The organism is Rhodococcus sp. NPDC056506 (assembly GCF_042794945.1).
In the GTDB taxonomy this organism is placed as follows: Bacteria; Actinomycetota; Actinomycetes; order Mycobacteriales; family Mycobacteriaceae; genus Rhodococcus_F.
In genome coordinates this window covers 33,771-49,583 of record NZ_JBHTSW010000002.1, presented here as the reverse complement: position 1 = coordinate 49,583, position 15,813 = coordinate 33,771, and the positions used below count along the sequence as shown (strand labels likewise).

Below are 15,813 nucleotides of genomic sequence, written 5' to 3'. Positions count from 1 at the left end.
ACTAACCCTTCGCCATCATGCAACTCGCGACGCGGCCTACAGACGGGATGATTTCTGCACAGGGGAGTCGACAAGTTCTCATTTCCAGTGAACTCGGCACAAAATTGGAAGTCAACGCCTCCCCGTTGCCTGTCCCTGTTGCCTACAGCTCACTCCCCCCTTGCGAACTGCATCCTTCGAAAGTGCGTCGGGCACACTCGTCGATCACATCAGCCACACGTGACCGACGCGCGAGTTGTCGGCGCTGCACGATCGCTCCGTTTCCATTGCTGAAGACCTTGTCCAAGGAAGCCGTGACCTGCTCGAACTCGCCGAATGCGGTCAGAGCAGGTTCGACATGATCCACCAATCGCCGAACCGCCTGGTGAGCGGTCAGCAAACGCACGGATTCCACGTCCAGCGACCTCCCGTCGAGTCCGTCGCGTGCCGCCCGCCAGCAAGCCGCCCGGAGTAACTCATGATCCACAGCGGGCGCCACCTCACCTTTGGTGATCGCGGCGGATGCGGTGCCGACAAGAGCCTGGACCAACGTGGCCAGAGTCAGCGTCTCCTCAACGGTGGCCGGCACGTCGCTGATCCGAATCTCCACGGTGGGAAGGTGATCCGACATGCGCACGTCCCAATAGACCATGTGTGGATCGAGAATGACCCCTGTCTCCAGCATCGCGGCTACAGCATCTTCGTAGTGCCCCACGGACTCGAAGTAAGGCGGCGGGCCGGAACTGGGCCATCGGCCGAACAGAACGTAACGCCAACTCGCATAGCCGGTATCGCGCCCACTGCTGATCGGGGAGTTCGCCGTCAACGCCAGCAAGGTCGGTAACCACGCGCGCAGATGATTGACGATCTGGACCGATCGTTCTCGATCTTCCACACCCACATGAATGTGACAGCCACACATCACACCTTCGGTGATCGCACCGAACTGTCCGGCCATCCGCTGATATCGCGACTTCTGAGTGATCTCGTCGACCGGCGGATCGAAGAACGGCGTCCCGACTGCAATGAGCTGACAACCCACGCGAGCAGCGGCATCGGCGGTGACGGCACGAGATTCACAGAGTTGATCACGAAGATCACGAATATGACTACCGATCGACGTGGACGTCTCCACCTGACAGCGCGTGAGTTCGAGTTGCAGCGAGATACCGAGTTCTCGCCCGGCGGCCGCAACTTCGACGTTGCGCAGACTCGGATGCCCGGTCTGCGGATCGCAGAGCAAGAACTCTTCCTCCACACCGAGAGTCGGTGTACCTACGGAGAACAGGTCGGGAGTCGGCTTCGCATTCATCGCACTTCCTTGCACCGGTGTTCCTCCACATCCGGTACTTCGAGCCTACGACCTTCTTCGCCTTTCGGCACTACGCCATCGGTTTCACCCACTCACCGATCGGGTAGTGCCCTGTGAGCCGACGACAAGCGGCAAATCGCAGGTCTTCACGAACTCAGGACGGAGTGTGCCGTGACAAACGCGAGCGGAAGTTCACCGGTAGATGACGAACACACCAATCGATCGCATGTCGGGGAGGCAATCAGCGACGGCCGCAACTATCCCGGATACCTGCTGATCGGGCTGGGCCTGGCAACTCTCGGATTGACCTTGGTGGCAGCAGGTTACGGATTTCGTGGATGGGCAGTCATTGCCGGCGTCGTGTGCGTGGTGTCCTTCATCGTCGGAACGCTGGCCATCTTGATGGAACACCGTCGGGTCAAGCGACTGGAAGGTCAGGAACTCTTCGATCAAGAAGGGCACTGAACCGAACGCTCGAGTCGTATTCTGCACACGCAGAGTACGACTCGAGCAGAATACAGCTCAGTGATTGCGGAGTTTCTCGATCAGCTCGCCCTTGTTCAGCTTCGAATAGCCGTGCAGATCGAGTTCCTTGGCGCGCTTCTTCAGGTCGTCCACCGTCCACTCCTCGTACGGTGAGGATTGACCACCGGACTTGGCGACATTCGACCGCCCTCGATTGGCGGCTGCATTGGAGATTCGGGCCGCCTTTTCCTTGGAATCGCCCTTCTCCCGTAACTCTTCGTAGAGTTCTTGATCCTTGAGTTGAGGTTGTGAGTCCTTGCGAGCCACTGTTCGTCCCTTCACTCGTCTTCACTCCGACGGTGTAGCCGAACTGGCAATTCGGCCACACCGCAAGTTCGAACGTACGTCGGCACTCAGGATGTGGGCGGCACCTCGAAACGCCCCCACACGCGGTGCGTCTTCAGAAGCTGAGCCAGTGAGGCGAGGGCTCCTTCCGCGTCGGCATCGACGACGACTCCCAATGCAGACTCGTCGATACCGGCCGCGGCCAGCGCACTCATGCTCTCACCCCAACCACCAATCGCCTTGCTGTGACGATACATTTCGTTCAGCAGAGTCTCCACCCGTGGATCCACCTTGCCCTCGCCGATCCGAGAAACGTCGCCGCTCAGCAGGATTGCATCGAATTCGATCGAACGAGCTGTGAGGTAAGTCCGCTGCACCGTCACCGCGTCGTCACCGTCCCCGATGGTTCCGCCGTGCGGGCCGAGGATCAGCGGCACCATACCGGCGTCGAAGATCTTGTCTCGAACGGCGACAACCGTGTCGAGATCGGAGTTCTCGTCGACCAGTAGTGCAATGATCCTTCCCTCGACGGGCCATTCCTCACCCACCTGGGACAGTGCCGGGCTGGGCTCAGGATCGCTCAACGGCTCAGTCGGTTCAGGGACCGGAAGGCCAAGCCCGCCTGCGACGATCGATACGAGAGCCGCATCGATGTTGGCCAAAACGCCCAGATTCCGTATCTTGATGTTCTCCTCGCAGCACTTCCCCAATTCGAAGGTGTACGCCTGCGCGACGTGCTCCTGTTCGACAGGGGAGAGACTGCGATAGAAGAGTCGAGCTTGCGAGAAGTGATCGTCGAACGATGCCGGCGCCTGCCTCACCTTGCGCCCTGAAACTTCCTCGGGCACCTCGATATAGGCGGCACTGTCTGCCGAGGCCAAGAAGGGGCAGCCACCGTCCAACGAATTGGGATGGTACGGCGCGATCCCGGTATGCACACCGTCCTGGTGGAAGCCGTCGCGAAGCATGTCGTTGACGGGCGAGTGAGGACGGTTGATCGGGATCTGATCGAAATTGGGACCGCCGAGTCGCGTGATCTGGGTGTCGAGGTAGGAGAACAATCGTGCCTGCAGGAGCCGATCATTGGTGATGTCGACGCCCGGAACCAAGTGGCCTGGATGGAATGCCACCTGTTCGGTCTCGGCGAAGAAGTTGGTCGGATTGGCATCGAGCGTCATCGTTCCGATGACCTGAACCGGCGCGAGCTCTTCGGGCACAATTTTGGTGGGATCCAAAAGATCTATGCCTTCGAACATTTCGTCTTCGGTATCGGGGAATACCTGCACGCCCAGATCCCAGGACGGATATGCACCTGCCTCGATGGCGTCGGCAAGATCGCGTCGGTGGAAGTCTGGATCCACACCGCCTGCGATCTGAGCTTCCTCCCACACTAGTGAATGCACTCCGGCTGCCGGCTTCCAGTGGAATTTAACAAGATTCGTCTCGCCGTCGGCGTTGACGAGCCTGAATGTGTGAATGCCGAAGCCCTCCATCATGCGATAGGAGCGCGGGATGCCTCGATCGGACATGTTCCACAATGTGTGCGCGGTGGCCTCGGTGTGTAGCGACACGAAGTCCCAGAAGGTGTCGTGAGCGCTCTGTGCCTGCGGAATCTCGCGGTCCGGGTGAGGTTTCGCGGCATGGATGATGTCCGGGAATTTGATTCCGTCCTGGATGAAGAACACCGGGATGTTGTTGCCGACCAGATCGAAGACACCTTCATCGGTGTAGAACTTGGTGGCGAACCCGCGTGTGTCACGGACGGTGTCCGCCGAACCGCGTGAACCCAGAACCGTCGAGAATCGCACGAATACGGGTGTTCGCGCACCTGAAGCGAAAAGCGAAGCCTTACAGATGTTTTCGGCTGCTCCGTTTGCCAGGAACGTACCGTGTGCGGCCGCGCCGCGAGCGTGGACGACTCGCTCCGGAATTCGCTCGTGATCAAAATGCGTGATCTTCTCACGAAGGTGGTGGTCTTGAAGAAGAGTCGGTCCCCGCTCACCCGCAGTGAGCGAGTGGTCGGTTTCGTAGAGTCGCGTTCCGGTTGCGGTGGTGAGGTACTCACCCCGCTGGCCGCGACCGTTTCCCTTCACCTTTTCCTCGGCACCCGCTACGGTACGCACTTCCGGCTGCCTCTGGTCGTCCTTGGGAGGCAACGGCTGTCGAGGCTTGACCGGCTCTGTCAGGTCCGGCGTTTTCGGGGCCGGTGCACCTGGGACGGACTGGGATGAAGGCATCGAACAGCTCCTCTTGATCGTGATGCTGGGCGCACGAATTCTGTTACGCCGTAAGGAAGTAGAGATTTTCTCTGAACGCGGAGCCACGACTCACCCCCGGACTGGGATCAATCCCAGGCCGAGGGCGACGAGTGCGTCGGGGCTATTGCTCGGACTTCTGCCGCGCTTCGTCCGCAGCAGCTTCCGCGCGAGCCTTCTCGGCTTCTGCCTCTTTCTTCGCCACTTCTCGCTGGCTCTCGGCCTTGTCCTGCTGGGCGCGACCCTCTCGGGTCAAACTGTCGTTCCCGGAGACCGCACCAACGGCTTCCTTGGCCTTACCCTTGACGTCCTCTACGACGCCTTTGATGCCCTCGCTGGGGCCGCTCTTGTCATCTGTCACGTTGTTCCTCCAGGTCGTTTCGGATTCGCGCTCGAGATTCCTGCCGCGCAGGATTCCCACACAGAAGCCCTACCCGGTCGTAATTCGCATAAACATTCGCGCATCGACAACACGTGGCACAGACATGCACCGACTGCCGAGGGGAGTGTCGTTCACTCTCGTGTGTTATTCAGTGCAGATGAGCCAGTTACAGACCGATCCCCCCGTGGGCGGAACCCTGTCCACGATTCGCGCGCTTGCGCCCACCCTGGCCCCGAGCGAGCGACGTGTCGCCGACATCTGCATCGCCAGGCCCAATGAGTTTGCCTGGTGGTCGGCGGCAGATGTGGCCGAGCACGCGTCCACGTCGACGGCAACTGTCATTCGGGCTTGTCAGAATCTCGGATTCAAAGGATTTCAGCATCTGCGCATGCTGCTGCTCAGAGATCTCGGCGCAGCAGAATCACGGGTGCAGGACGCGGCGCACACCAAGGACAGCAACGGACTGCTGCAGGCAGTACTCGGCGAAGTGGCGGCCGATCTCGGCGCCGCACTCACACCTCTGGATCGCGACGCTTTCGACCGGGCTGTCGAAGCAATTGCCGACGCCGAACGCGTACTCGTTGTGGGAAACGGGGTGTCCGGGCCGTCGGCATCTGCAGTGGCTGTTCGGTTCATACTGAACGGCCGCACAGCTGAAGCGCCCACTGATGCAGTGATGCAGCAACTCACAGCCCGGCACCTCACTTCGCGCGACGTTTGTCTGGCGATCAGTGACAGTGGGCTCAACTCACTGACTCTCCAGCCCGCCCAAGCTGCAAAAGACGCCGGCGCAACCGTCATCGGCGTCACCGGCTACGCGCGTTCCCCGCTGGTGGAACTGGCCGACATGGGGTTGGTTCTCGGTGGCGGAACCGGGCCGTGGGGCGCACACGGCGCCTCCGCGACCGTCATTCAACTGACCTTTCTGATCGGTCTCCAGATCGCGGTCAGTGAACGCCGTGGCGGGTCAGCCGAAGCTGCAGCTCAGACCCTCGAACACGTCATCGGAATCCTCAATCACGGTTCCACCACCTGAAATTCGGGTTCGTCGCACGTTTCGGTTCGAATAGTTGCCCTGAGAATTACGGACAATTACGACGGCGTTCGGTCACCGTTCATCTTCGACTGGCTAACTTCTGATGTAACGAAAATCCCCAATCCGACGCGATTGGGTAACGTCATTTCATCGGGAGAAGCCAATGGGCAGGATTCGAATAGAGAATCTGAGTCGGAAATTCGCAGATGTCACCGCAGTCGACAACATCGACATCGATGTTCGTGACGGGGATTTTCTGGTCCTCCTCGGACCGAGCGGCTGCGGGAAAACTACGTTGCTCAGGATGCTCGCCGGTCTCCTCGAGCCGACAAGTGGCCGAATACTGCTCGACGACGAAGACATCACTACGGCTCCCGCCCGTCGGCGAGACGTCGCCATGGTGTTTCAGAACTATGCCCTCTACCCGCACCTTTCCGTCGCGAAGAACCTCGGTTTCCCTTTGAAGGTCAAAAAGATCGACAAGGCGTCGGCAGTAGCACGTGTCGAGGAAGTAGCACAGCAACTGGAGATCGCACATCTGCTGGAGCGCAAGCCCAAGGAGCTGTCGGGTGGTCAGCGTCAGCGCGTAGCGGTGGGCCGAGCGATCGTCCGAAATCCGAAGGCGTTCTTGATGGACGAGCCACTCTCCAACCTCGATGCGAAGCTCCGAACAGCAACTCGTCGTGAACTCACCGACCTCCACCGAAGGTTGGGCGCCACCTTCGTCTACGTCACCCACGACCAGGTCGAGGCTATGACAATGGCGACGCGTATCGCGCTGCTCAACAACGGCGGACTCGAGCAACTCGGCACCCCCGAGGATGTCTACGATCGCCCGGCATCAGTATTCGTTGCAGGATTTCTGGGCAGCCCTGCAATGAATCTTGTTGATGCAAGGGTATTTTCGTCCGGCGGGAGCGTGAGGGTTACGGCCGAAGGCATCGAAGCCTCACTCTGGCCAGGAGAGTCCGATTCCCGCGACGTCGTACTCGGCATTCGTCCCGAACATCTCACACCGATCCATCCAGGCACGGATTCCGGCCCCGGCGCACGTATCACGGTCGATGTCACGTCGGTCGAGAATCTCGGAAGCGAGCAGGTGGCCTACTGCCTGGTCGGTTCGACCACGATCTGCGTGCGCGCTCCGCGACCGATCGCCCTCCACGAAGGACAGCCCGCGGTACTGTCCGCCGAGCTGCGCCACCTTCACCTCTTCGACCGAGCCAGCGGGCGTCGCCTCGAATGGCTGGACATACCAGCAACATTGAATCTCGATTCATCAGTTCTCAGCTGAACCTTCAGTTCGCCCTCTCACACGAAAATTTCATCACGAGGAGCTTTGTCATGCGCAAAACACGATGGAAGATCGCCATAGCGTTGGCGGCATCCCTCGCCCTTGCAGGCTGTGCCACGGGCGGCGCCACCACCGGCGGCTCGGATTCCGCGGAACAGGTGCCGGAACTCGACCCGAACCAGCAGGTCGACATCGTCTTCGAGTCCTACAACCTTGCCCAGGCCGGTTTGTGGACAGACACCATCACCGGTCTCATCTCCGACTTCGAGGCCGCCCACCCGAACATTCACGTCAAAGCACAGCCGCCGCAAAGCGGTGGCGCGGCCGGCTCCGGCACCGCAAGCAGCGTGCAGACACAAATGCTCGCCGGGTCACCACCCGATGTCGCTCAATTGACCTTCGACACTCTCGATTTCGCAGTCACGGCGCTGAAAGCAAGAAATCTCGACGAACTGGTCGGCAAGGACTCAGTCCAGGCAAACTTCGGCGGAGACCATCCCTTCCACCCCAGAGCTGCCACACTCGGCGACTGGAATGGCGACACCTACGGCGTTCCGTATGTGTTCTCCACTCCCACATTGTTCTACAACTCCACTGCACTGATCGAGGCCGGACTCCCGGCAGACACCGACCTCTCGACCTGGAGCAAGGTTGCCGCTGCCGCGAAGGCAGTGACCGCCAAGTCAGGGAAGCCGTCGCTCGGGATCAGCTGTTCGGTCAAGGGTGGCAACTGGTGCATGCAGGCCCTCTTCAAGTCGGCCGGCGGCGGTGTGCTGTCCGAAGATCGCAAGACCATCGAATTCGGTGAGCCCGAATCGGTTTCGGCTGTCACCATGCTCCGCGGACTCTACGAAGACGGGGTCCTGGTCAATGCGGATGCGGCGACGCAGTACGAGAGCTTCGCGAAGGGTGACATCGCCATCGACCTCAACACGTCTGCACTGCAGGGAATGTTTGTCGGTTCAGCGGCGAAGGCCGGTTGGGACCTGCGGGCGACCGCTATGCCTGCCTTCGACGGACATGCAGCGGTTCCCACGAATTCAGGTTCGGTCCTGTCCGTCTTCTCGCAGGATCCGGCCAAGGCACGCGCGGCTTGGGAATTGATCAAATTCATGACAAGCGACCACGCGTACACGCAGATCTCCACCAAGATCGGATACCTACCCCTTCGTTCGTCGCTGACGCAGGATCCTGCTGCACTCAAGCCGTGGGCAGACGGCAACCCACTGCTGGCACCCAATCTCAAGCAACTCGACTCGCTCCAGCCCTGGCAGTCGTACCCCGGTAACAGCTATGTCCAGGTCGACGACATTCTCGCGCAAGCCATCGAAGAATCCGTGTTCTACGGCAAGGACCCGAAGTCGACGATGCAGGCCGCACAGCAACGGGCTCAGGACTTGATCGGCTGACACAGTCCAATCCAATTCCAGCGAACACAACTTCCGGATCGGGAACAACTATGAGTACTGCTCTTCCGGATCAGCGAGCCAATCGTCGGCTCGACCTGAACGGTACCTACAACTTTCGCGATGTCGGCGGCTACGCTGCTCGCGGAGGGTTGACCACCAAGTGGAACAAACTATTTCGCTCAGACGCTCTTCACCGCCTCAACCAAACGGACCGTGAGGATCTCCGCGGCCGAGGGCTGGCAGTCGTCGTCGACCTACGCGAGCAGGAGGAGTTGGACACGGCGCCGAACGCACTCGAAGGTCTGACGCTCGAGCAGCATCATCTACCCATCTTCGAGGGTGAAATAAACACCCGCGAAACCAGTTTGGACCTCGCGGCAATCTATACAAAGGTCATCGACCAGTGCGGCACCCGGTTGACTCGCGCAGTGCGAACCATCGCTGAATCCGACGATCGGGCAGTACTGGTGCACTGCACGGCAGGCAAAGACCGCACCGGTCTTGTCATCGCGCTTGCACTGGCGGCGGTCGGCGTGGACAACCGCGACATCGTCGCAGACTATTCGCTCTCCGAGGTCATGTTGGCCGGCGAATGGGTGTCGGCGATGGCCGTCAAGATGCGCCAATACGGCATAGGCGGGGCGGACGTCGCCCAACTGGTCGGGGCAAGCCCGGCTGCGCTCATGCGGGCAAGTCTGCAGTCCATCGACGACTCGTACGGCGGCGCCTCCGAATACCTTCTTGCCCATGGATTGAGCTCTGCAGAACTCGATCGCCTACACCTTGCACTGGTCAACTAACCCATACTTCACAGGAGAATTATTCATGTCCCAGTACGGCGAACCCGATCACTACATCCTGCACCTCAGCGACACTCACTTTGTCACCGACGGTGATCTTCTCCACGGTTCCGTGGACAGCGACGCCAATCTGGCACGCATCTTCGAGCGACTGGAAAGGACTGGCCAGCGTCCGGAGGCTATCGTCTTCACCGGCGATCTGGCCGACGTGGGAGAACCCGATGCATACGTCCGACTGCGCCGGATCGTCGAGCCGGCAGCCGAACGGCTCGGCGCAAAGGTGATCTGGGTCATGGGCAATCACGACGCGCGCCCGGCATTCCGCAGCGGCCTGCTGGATACCGCTCCGACCCAGGAATCCGTCGACTCGGTGGTCGAAGTGAACGGTCTCCGTATCATCGTGTTGGACAGCACTGTTCCCGGAAGCCATCACGGGTTGATCACCGACGAACAGCTCGCTTGGCTCGAAGAGGTTCTTGCCGTACCGGCACCACACGGCACCCTTCTGGCACTGCACCATCCGCCAGTCCCGTCGGTTCTGGATGTGCTCTCTTTGGTAGAACTCAAGGAACAGAACAAACTTGCCGCGGTACTCGAGGGCACCGATGTCCGCGGCATCCTCGGTGGCCACCTGCACTACTCGACCACCTGCACGTTCGCAGGAATTCCCGTCTCGGTCGCCTCGGCTTCCTGCTACACACAGGATGTTCTCGCGGGCGCAGGTATTCTGCGTGGCCAAAACGGTGCACAGGCATTCAACATGGTCCATGTCTACCGAGATCGAGTACTGCACACGGTAGTTCCAGTGGAGGAGTCGGCGACTGTGTACGAGATGAGCACTGATCACCTTCAGGAGGCGATAGACAAGCTCGTTCCAGCGTTCAAGTCGTCCAGCTCAGTCACTGCATCGGCGAATTGAGCCACGAACATGTTTGTCGAAGTTCCAAGTACCGTCGGGTCGGAGCGTGCCATAGCGGCGCGCCCGGCCCGTTCCGGGTGGGCACCCCGTGTCTGGGTGCCATACCTGTACCTGTTGCCGGCAGTGGTGCTGTTGATCGTGTGGATCTACAAACCGCTCGGCGAGACTGTCAACCTGTCGTTCTACAAGTGGAACATGGTACCTACCACTCCCAAAGTGTCGGTAGGACTGGATAATTACACGCGAGTTCTCTCGTTGCCCGAGTTGCATCAGGCGCTGCGGAACACCGTGGTCTACACACTCGCCTTCATGCTGTTCTCGCTGTTGCTGCCGATCCTCATCGCGTTGGTGTCCAAACGGATATCCGGACGGTCGAAGACGATTTATCAGGCTCTGATCTTCGTCCCGTTCCTGGTGACACCGATCGCGGGCAGTGCCGTGTGGCGTTGGCTCTTCAATCCCGACGGCGGCGCTGTCCCGAGGGTGGCCGCAACGTGGGGAATCGAGATGGGCAACATCTTTCGTGATCCGAAGTTCGCTCTACTCGGTGTGGTCGTGATCGTCGGATGGCAAATGCTCGGCTTCGGGGTGCTGGTCATTTCAGCTGGGCTGGCGGGCATCAATCCGGACTATGCTTCTGCGGCATCACTCGACGGGGCGTCCGAGGCGACGATCACCCGAAAGATCACACTGCCGCTACTCTCCCCGACGCTGGTGTTCCTGGCCCTCATGACGATCCTGTTGGGTGCGCAGTGGGCGTATCCCGTGATCGACATTCTCACCCAGGGTGGACCGAGCGGCGCGTCCACGAACATCTATTACCTGTTGTACCAGTTCGGTTTCCAGAACTTCGACGCCGGACTGTCAGCTGCCGCAGGCACTCTCTTCTTCCTCGGCTTCGGAATCATCGCAGTCATCTTCGTCCGCCTGTCGGACCGGCTGAGCTTCTACGACAATTAGGAACTGACATGGCATTTGTTCTGGTCGACGCACCCGGCCATCCACGTGGTTCCGATGCGATCCCGGTGGTGGAGCACCTCAACGCCCGGAGTGAGAGCAACGACGGACCGGTACGGTCCCGGTCTCGAACGCGACGGGTGGTCGGGCACGTTGTCCTCGCGGCCGTGACCGTGTTCAGCATTTTTCCGATCTACTGGCTGTTTGCCACGGCCTTTCGTCGCCCTGACGATTCGCTGTCGGCGAGCCCGCTCCCCTCGCCCTTCAGCCTCGAGAACTTCCGATACGTGTGGAACACGATCCCGATGGCGTCGATGATGGTGAATACCTTCACCATGGCGTTGGCCATGTCGGTCAGCCAGCTGTTCGTCGCAATCCTCGCCGCCTATGGGTTTGCCCGGTGGAACTTCTTCGGCAAGCAAGCGCTGTTCCTACTCTTCGTCGGGTCGTGGTTGGTTCCGTTTCAGGTCACGATGATCCCCAACTACCTGCTGATCTCCCAGATGGGCTTGCTCAACACCGTTGCAGGCATCGTGATCCCGAACTTGTGCTCGGCCTTCGGAGTCCTGCTGATGCGACAGCATATGGAGGCGTTTCCGCGGGAGCTACTGGACGCCAGTCAGATCGACGGACAGAACTCGTGGGCAACGCTGTGGAAGGTTGTGCTGCCCAACATGAAGCCTGCTCTCGCGGCGCTGGGAATCATGCTGTTCATCTCTGCTTGGAACGAATATCTCTGGCCCGCGCTCATCATGCGCCAGTCGAATTCGGTGCTACAGATCGGTATCCGCAGCTTCCTCGGTGCCGAAGGGAACAATTGGGGTGCCATCATGGCGGCGTCCGGACTGGCGTGTCTGCCGATCTTCCTGATCTATCTGTTCCTTCAGCGCTACGTGCGCGACGCGTTCGTCCAGTCCGGTCTCAAGTAGCAAACAACAGTCTCAGAAACTGTTTACCGGGCACAAGAATTGGCGTGACTCGTTCCAGAAGGGAAAGAGGTCGGTGGTGGTGGCCGTGGGGTGGTCGATCCCCGCAAGATTGTAGAAATCGAGGATCGTCCTACCCGCGGTAGCGCTGACCTCGCATGCCTGCAAGCTCAGCTTCGCCTCCGCCACGAAGCCGATGCTGCGGGCGAAAGGTCCGAGAGTCCCGGCATTGACAAAACTCTCGAGGTTTTGTCCCCACTGGTTGTAGTCGGACTGCAAAGTAAAGCTGCATGTTTCACCGAACAATTCGGTACAGGTTGTCGGTTGCCCGCCGATCGTGTGAACCGTGTCGGCGAGTTCGTGCGAAGTACCTTCGCGCGGTGATCCGGAAAGGAGAAGCAAGACGGCGACGGCCAAGGCAACCACCAGAAGGATGCTCGCGGCCGTTGCCAGTATCGCCTTCACAATCCCTCGATCCACGTAAGTTCATGAGGGGAACCGATTTTGGAACACCGGTCACTGGATTTGTACCCGTGGCACTCGGGGTCCAAACATCGACCAGGCTGGGAGCCGTGCATCAGTCTGGGGGGTCGCGAGAGGATTTGTGGGAAAGCGGGGGAGGATCGACACTCCCTTCCACTACCAATATATAGCCCACCGGGGGGCTTGCGGCAAGGCCCGGGTAGTGCCGCAGAATGGCTCTTCCGATCCCGTACGACCGACTACCGGATCGGAACAGCCAGCGGAAGTGAGGGCATGTGCCAATCCAGGGATACGAAGACGAACTGCAATCCGAGCGGAACTATGTGGAGGCGCTCTACGCGCGACTCGACGCCGAACGGGCCCGAGTCAAGGGTCGGTACAGCACCGCTCTGCGCGGAGACGGCCAAGCACTCATGGAACGCGATGCAGAGGTACGCGCGCTTGCCAAAGAGGTGAAAAGGCTGGATGTAGCCGACAACGGACTGTGTTTCGGCCGGTTGGATTCGCTGTCGGGTGAGACTTCGTACATCGGGCGAATCGGCCTTCTGGACGCGGACAACGATTACGAACCGGTTCTGCTCGATTGGCGGGCGCCGGCATCTCGCCCGTTCTACGTCGCCACCGCTGCGAACCCGGAGAACATGCGTCGACGCCGTCAGTTCCACACACGGAGTCGACGCGTGGTCGATTTCACCGACGAGGTACTCGGGCGCCCCGAGGGTGGTGAACGCGACGCACGCGGGGACTCCGCCCTGCTCGCGGCGGTCAACGCACCGCGAGGTGAGGGCATGCGGGACATCGTGGCCACGATCCAGGCCGAGCAGGACGACATCGTCCGTCTCGAGCACCCTGGAGTGTTGGTGATCGAAGGTGGCCCGGGCACCGGGAAGACCGTCGTCGCCTTGCACCGCGTCGCCTACCTTCTCTACACGCAGCGAGAACGTATGGAACGTCACGGAGTTCTCGTGGTCGGGCCCAACCCGGCGTTCTTGAACCACATCGGCCGCGTACTGCCCTCACTGGGCGAGTCCGACGTGGTCTTCATGACCACCGGTGATCTTGTCCCCGGCCTACGCGTCACCGCCGAGGACATCCCGGGCGCCGCTGAACTCAAGGGTTCACTGAAGATCCTGGATGTGCTCAGCGCGGCGATCGCCGATCAGCAGCGACTGCCCGAGAGCCCGCTGTCGATCGAACTGGCGGACGTCACAGTGCGGATCGACGCCGAAACCGCGGAGTGGGCCCGAGAAGAAGCCCGCGCCAGCAAGCTCCCCCACAACGACGCTCGCACGGTGTTCACCGAAATCCTCACCTGGGCACTGACCGAACGGGCGATAGCGCGCATCGGAAAGGGATGGTTGACCCGCAGTGACCGTGAAGCGTGGGAGCAAGTGCGCGCAGATCTGACCGCAGAGTTGGCGGAGAATGACGCGTTTGCCGCAGCGCTCGACGCACTCTGGCCGATCCTGACACCGAAAGAGCTACTGACACAGCTGTTTACTTCTCCGGAACGCCTACGGGCGGCAGGTGCGGACGAGAGACTGTTGCGCCGAGATGGCGATGCCTGGACGGTGTCCGACGTTCCTCTTCTCGACGAATTGGTGGACATGCTCGGCCGGGACAAGCCTGTGGATCAGAGCGCCGAACGCGAACGCCAGGACGAGGCCGCGTATGCGGCGGGTGTGCTGGACATGATGATCAGTCGCGAAGACCTGATGGACGACGAAGACCATCTTCTCGCCCAGGACATGCTGTACGCCGAGGACCTGGCCGACCGTTTCGTCGAACGTGACACCCGGGAACTCGCCGAACGCGCTGCTGCAGACAGAGACTGGACGTACCGGCATATCGTCGTCGACGAGGCACAAGAACTGTCCGAGATGGACTGGCGGGTCCTGATGCGCCGTTGCCCGGACCGGTCATTCACGGTGGTAGGCGATCTCGCGCAACGACGTTCACCCGCAGGTGCCCGCTCGTGGGCGACGATGATGGAGCCGTATGTCCCCGGTCGCTGGATCTACCGATCACTGTCGGTGAACTACCGCACTCCGGCCGAGATCATGAGCGTCGCCGCCGCCTTGCTCGCCGAGTTCGCGCCGGGAGTCCAACCACCCGAGTCCGTTCGCGCCTGCGGGGTCCAACCGTGGTCCAAGCGAATCTCCGCCGACGAACTGGCGTCCGCCGTCAACGAATTCAATCAGGACGAGGACGGACGCGAAGGTACGAGCATCGTCATCGGACCTGCGGATGTGCCAGGTGCTGTGCCGGTTTCGGAAACGAAGGGTTTGGAGTTCGATGCCGTGCTTGTCGTGGAACCGGAGCGGATCATTGCCGACGGCCCGCGCGGTGCGTCGGAACTCTATGTCGCCCTCACCCGCGCCACTCAACGTCTGGGCGTCTTGCACGAGGGTTCGTTGCCGCAGGCCCTGACCGGACTCGCCCGGGTCGGGACGGCGAGGTCACCGCAACCGTTCGCGACGAGCGATCGTGCTGTGTAGGCCTTCGGCAGCAGCGCGCACGTAGGACACCTGGCTCTCGGGGACGAAGCGACTGGTGGGACCGGTGACACTGATGGCCGCGACTGGTTTGTCATTGGTTCCGAAGACCGGTGCCGCGACACACGCAAGACCCGGCGCCGATTCCTCGCGCTCGAACGCAATGCCGGTCTCGACCACTCTGTTCAGTTGGGTGTTGAGAATGCCGGGCGCGACAATCGTGTGCGGGGTTCGGCGCGTCATCGGTTCCGACAACACTTCGCGGCGAAATTCGTTGTCGGAGAAAGCAAGGAGCGCCTTCCCGATTGCGGTGCAATACAGCGGTATCCGGCCGCCGGTCCGAGAAGGGGAGTTGGCTTGTCGATGGCCGCCGATCTTCGCGACATAGACGACGTCGTGGCCGTCACGGACCCCCAGGTGGACTGTTTCGTGGGTCCGCTCGTACAAGTCCTGGAGGAACGGCATCGCCATCTCCAGAAGGCTCCGTTCGAGAGAGGCGAGCATGCCGAGTTCGAAGAGGCCACCGCTGAGTCGGTAACCACCGTCGAGTCGGTCGAGTAATCGGTTCGCAACCAGTTCGTTGGCCAGGCGGTGCACGGTTGCCTTGTGCAGGCCCGTCCGCTGGACCAGGGCGGCCAGAGGCAACACGTGGTCGTCGGCCCGGAAGGCGCGCAGGATCGTCACCGCCTTGCCGAGCACGGTGTCGAGGTTTGCGCTGCCAGTCACCTCCCCAGCGTATCGCTGAGTGAGACAGTT

At 60.8% G+C, this 15,813-nt stretch carries 15 protein-coding genes; 9 read left to right on the top strand and 6 right to left on the bottom strand.

What is annotated here, in order from left to right; genetic code table 11:
• Window positions 1–142: 142 nt before the first annotated feature.
• Window positions 143–1,291, bottom strand: a complete 1,149-nt coding sequence (locus ACFQ6H_RS02430) for a glutamate--cysteine ligase (protein WP_378643539.1) — start codon at window positions 1,289–1,291, stop codon at window positions 143–145.
• Between the two features lie 171 nt (window positions 1,292–1,462).
• Here ACFQ6H_RS02430 and ACFQ6H_RS02425 point away from each other — a divergent pair, with 171 nt between their 5' ends.
• Complete coding sequence (locus tag ACFQ6H_RS02425; protein ID WP_378541583.1) at window positions 1,463–1,756, top strand: hypothetical protein; 294 nt, start codon at window positions 1,463–1,465, stop codon at window positions 1,754–1,756.
• 57 nt (window positions 1,757–1,813) lie between these two features.
• Here the strand turns inward: ACFQ6H_RS02425 and ACFQ6H_RS02420 are convergent, their stop codons facing one another.
• The 3 genes from ACFQ6H_RS02420 to ACFQ6H_RS02410 all read right to left on the bottom strand — a co-directional run bounded on the left by ACFQ6H_RS02420 (window position 1,814) and on the right by ACFQ6H_RS02410 (window position 4,717).
• Window positions 1,814–2,083, bottom strand: a complete 270-nt coding sequence (locus tag ACFQ6H_RS02420; RefSeq protein WP_378643534.1) for a Rho termination factor N-terminal domain-containing protein — start codon at window positions 2,081–2,083, stop codon at window positions 1,814–1,816.
• Window positions 2,084–2,169: 86 nt separating this feature from the next.
• Window positions 2,170–4,338 (bottom strand): catalase, encoded by a 2,169-nt coding sequence (locus tag ACFQ6H_RS02415; protein WP_378643530.1) that lies wholly within the window; start codon window positions 4,336–4,338, stop codon window positions 2,170–2,172.
• 142 nt (window positions 4,339–4,480) lie between these two features.
• Window positions 4,481–4,717: a CsbD family protein gene (locus tag ACFQ6H_RS02410; RefSeq protein WP_283306332.1), complete on the bottom strand. Its 237-nt coding sequence runs from the start codon at window positions 4,715–4,717 to the stop codon at window positions 4,481–4,483.
• Between the two features lie 178 nt (window positions 4,718–4,895).
• On the opposite strand from ACFQ6H_RS02410, the gene ACFQ6H_RS02405 reads away from it, so the two are divergent.
• From ACFQ6H_RS02405 to ACFQ6H_RS02375, 7 genes are all read left to right on the top strand, one after another.
• On the top strand, window positions 4,896–5,774 hold the full coding sequence (locus ACFQ6H_RS02405; protein WP_378643527.1) for a MurR/RpiR family transcriptional regulator: 879 nt from the start codon (window positions 4,896–4,898) through the stop codon (window positions 5,772–5,774).
• A gap of 163 nt (window positions 5,775–5,937) precedes the next feature.
• Window positions 5,938–7,068, top strand: a complete 1,131-nt coding sequence (locus ACFQ6H_RS02400; RefSeq protein WP_378643522.1) for an ABC transporter ATP-binding protein — start codon at window positions 5,938–5,940, stop codon at window positions 7,066–7,068.
• 50 nt (window positions 7,069–7,118) lie between these two features.
• Complete coding sequence (locus ACFQ6H_RS02395; protein WP_378643518.1) at window positions 7,119–8,477, top strand: extracellular solute-binding protein; 1,359 nt, start codon at window positions 7,119–7,121, stop codon at window positions 8,475–8,477.
• Between the two features lie 50 nt (window positions 8,478–8,527).
• Complete coding sequence (locus tag ACFQ6H_RS02390) at window positions 8,528–9,277, top strand: tyrosine-protein phosphatase (protein WP_378643513.1); 750 nt, start codon at window positions 8,528–8,530, stop codon at window positions 9,275–9,277.
• Between the two features lie 25 nt (window positions 9,278–9,302).
• Window positions 9,303–10,196 carry a phosphodiesterase gene (locus ACFQ6H_RS02385; protein WP_378643510.1) on the top strand — a complete coding sequence of 298 codons (894 nt, stop codon included), beginning with the start codon at window positions 9,303–9,305 and terminating at the stop codon, window positions 10,194–10,196.
• 9 nt (window positions 10,197–10,205) lie between these two features.
• Window positions 10,206–11,156 (top strand): carbohydrate ABC transporter permease, encoded by a 951-nt coding sequence (locus ACFQ6H_RS02380; RefSeq protein WP_378643505.1) that lies wholly within the window; start codon window positions 10,206–10,208, stop codon window positions 11,154–11,156.
• Window positions 11,157–11,164: 8 nt separating this feature from the next.
• Window positions 11,165–12,082, top strand: coding sequence for a carbohydrate ABC transporter permease (locus ACFQ6H_RS02375; protein WP_378530360.1), 918 nt, complete (start codon window positions 11,165–11,167; stop codon window positions 12,080–12,082).
• A gap of 12 nt (window positions 12,083–12,094) precedes the next feature.
• Here ACFQ6H_RS02375 and ACFQ6H_RS02370 read toward each other — a convergent pair whose 3' ends face one another.
• On the bottom strand, window positions 12,095–12,559 hold the full coding sequence (locus tag ACFQ6H_RS02370; RefSeq protein WP_378541565.1) for a hypothetical protein: 465 nt from the start codon (window positions 12,557–12,559) through the stop codon (window positions 12,095–12,097).
• Between the two features lie 278 nt (window positions 12,560–12,837).
• Here ACFQ6H_RS02370 and helR point away from each other — a divergent pair, with 278 nt between their 5' ends.
• On the top strand, window positions 12,838–15,060 hold the full coding sequence (gene helR, locus ACFQ6H_RS02365; protein WP_378643501.1) for an RNA polymerase recycling motor ATPase HelR: 2,223 nt from the start codon (window positions 12,838–12,840) through the stop codon (window positions 15,058–15,060).
• Here the strand turns inward: helR and ACFQ6H_RS02360 are convergent.
• Window positions 15,022–15,783, bottom strand: coding sequence for an IclR family transcriptional regulator (locus ACFQ6H_RS02360; protein ID WP_378448369.1), 762 nt, complete (start codon window positions 15,781–15,783; stop codon window positions 15,022–15,024). The two genes, helR and ACFQ6H_RS02360, sit on opposite strands and share 39 nt — an antisense overlap.
• Between the last annotated feature and the right edge of the window lie 30 nt (window positions 15,784–15,813).

What these genes read in the sequence shown, in the direction of transcription:
- ACFQ6H_RS02430 (WP_378643539.1), bottom strand. Translation starts at nt 1,291, where the DNA reads ATGAATGCGAAGCCGACTCCCGACCTGTTCTCCGTAGGTACACCGACT.
- ACFQ6H_RS02415 (WP_378643530.1), bottom strand. Translation starts at nt 4,338, where the DNA reads ATGCCTTCATCCCAGTCCGTCCCAGGTGCACCGGCCCCGAAAACGCCG.
- ACFQ6H_RS02405 (WP_378643527.1), top strand. Translation starts at nt 4,896, where the DNA reads ATGAGCCAGTTACAGACCGATCCCCCCGTGGGCGGAACCCTGTCCACG.
- ACFQ6H_RS02400 (WP_378643522.1), top strand. Translation starts at nt 5,938, where the DNA reads ATGGGCAGGATTCGAATAGAGAATCTGAGTCGGAAATTCGCAGATGTC.
- ACFQ6H_RS02395 (WP_378643518.1), top strand. Translation starts at nt 7,119, where the DNA reads ATGCGCAAAACACGATGGAAGATCGCCATAGCGTTGGCGGCATCCCTC.
- ACFQ6H_RS02390 (WP_378643513.1), top strand. Translation starts at nt 8,528, where the DNA reads ATGAGTACTGCTCTTCCGGATCAGCGAGCCAATCGTCGGCTCGACCTG.
- ACFQ6H_RS02385 (WP_378643510.1), top strand. Translation starts at nt 9,303, where the DNA reads ATGTCCCAGTACGGCGAACCCGATCACTACATCCTGCACCTCAGCGAC.
- ACFQ6H_RS02380 (WP_378643505.1), top strand. Translation starts at nt 10,206, where the DNA reads ATGTTTGTCGAAGTTCCAAGTACCGTCGGGTCGGAGCGTGCCATAGCG.
- ACFQ6H_RS02375 (WP_378530360.1), top strand. Translation starts at nt 11,165, where the DNA reads ATGGCATTTGTTCTGGTCGACGCACCCGGCCATCCACGTGGTTCCGAT.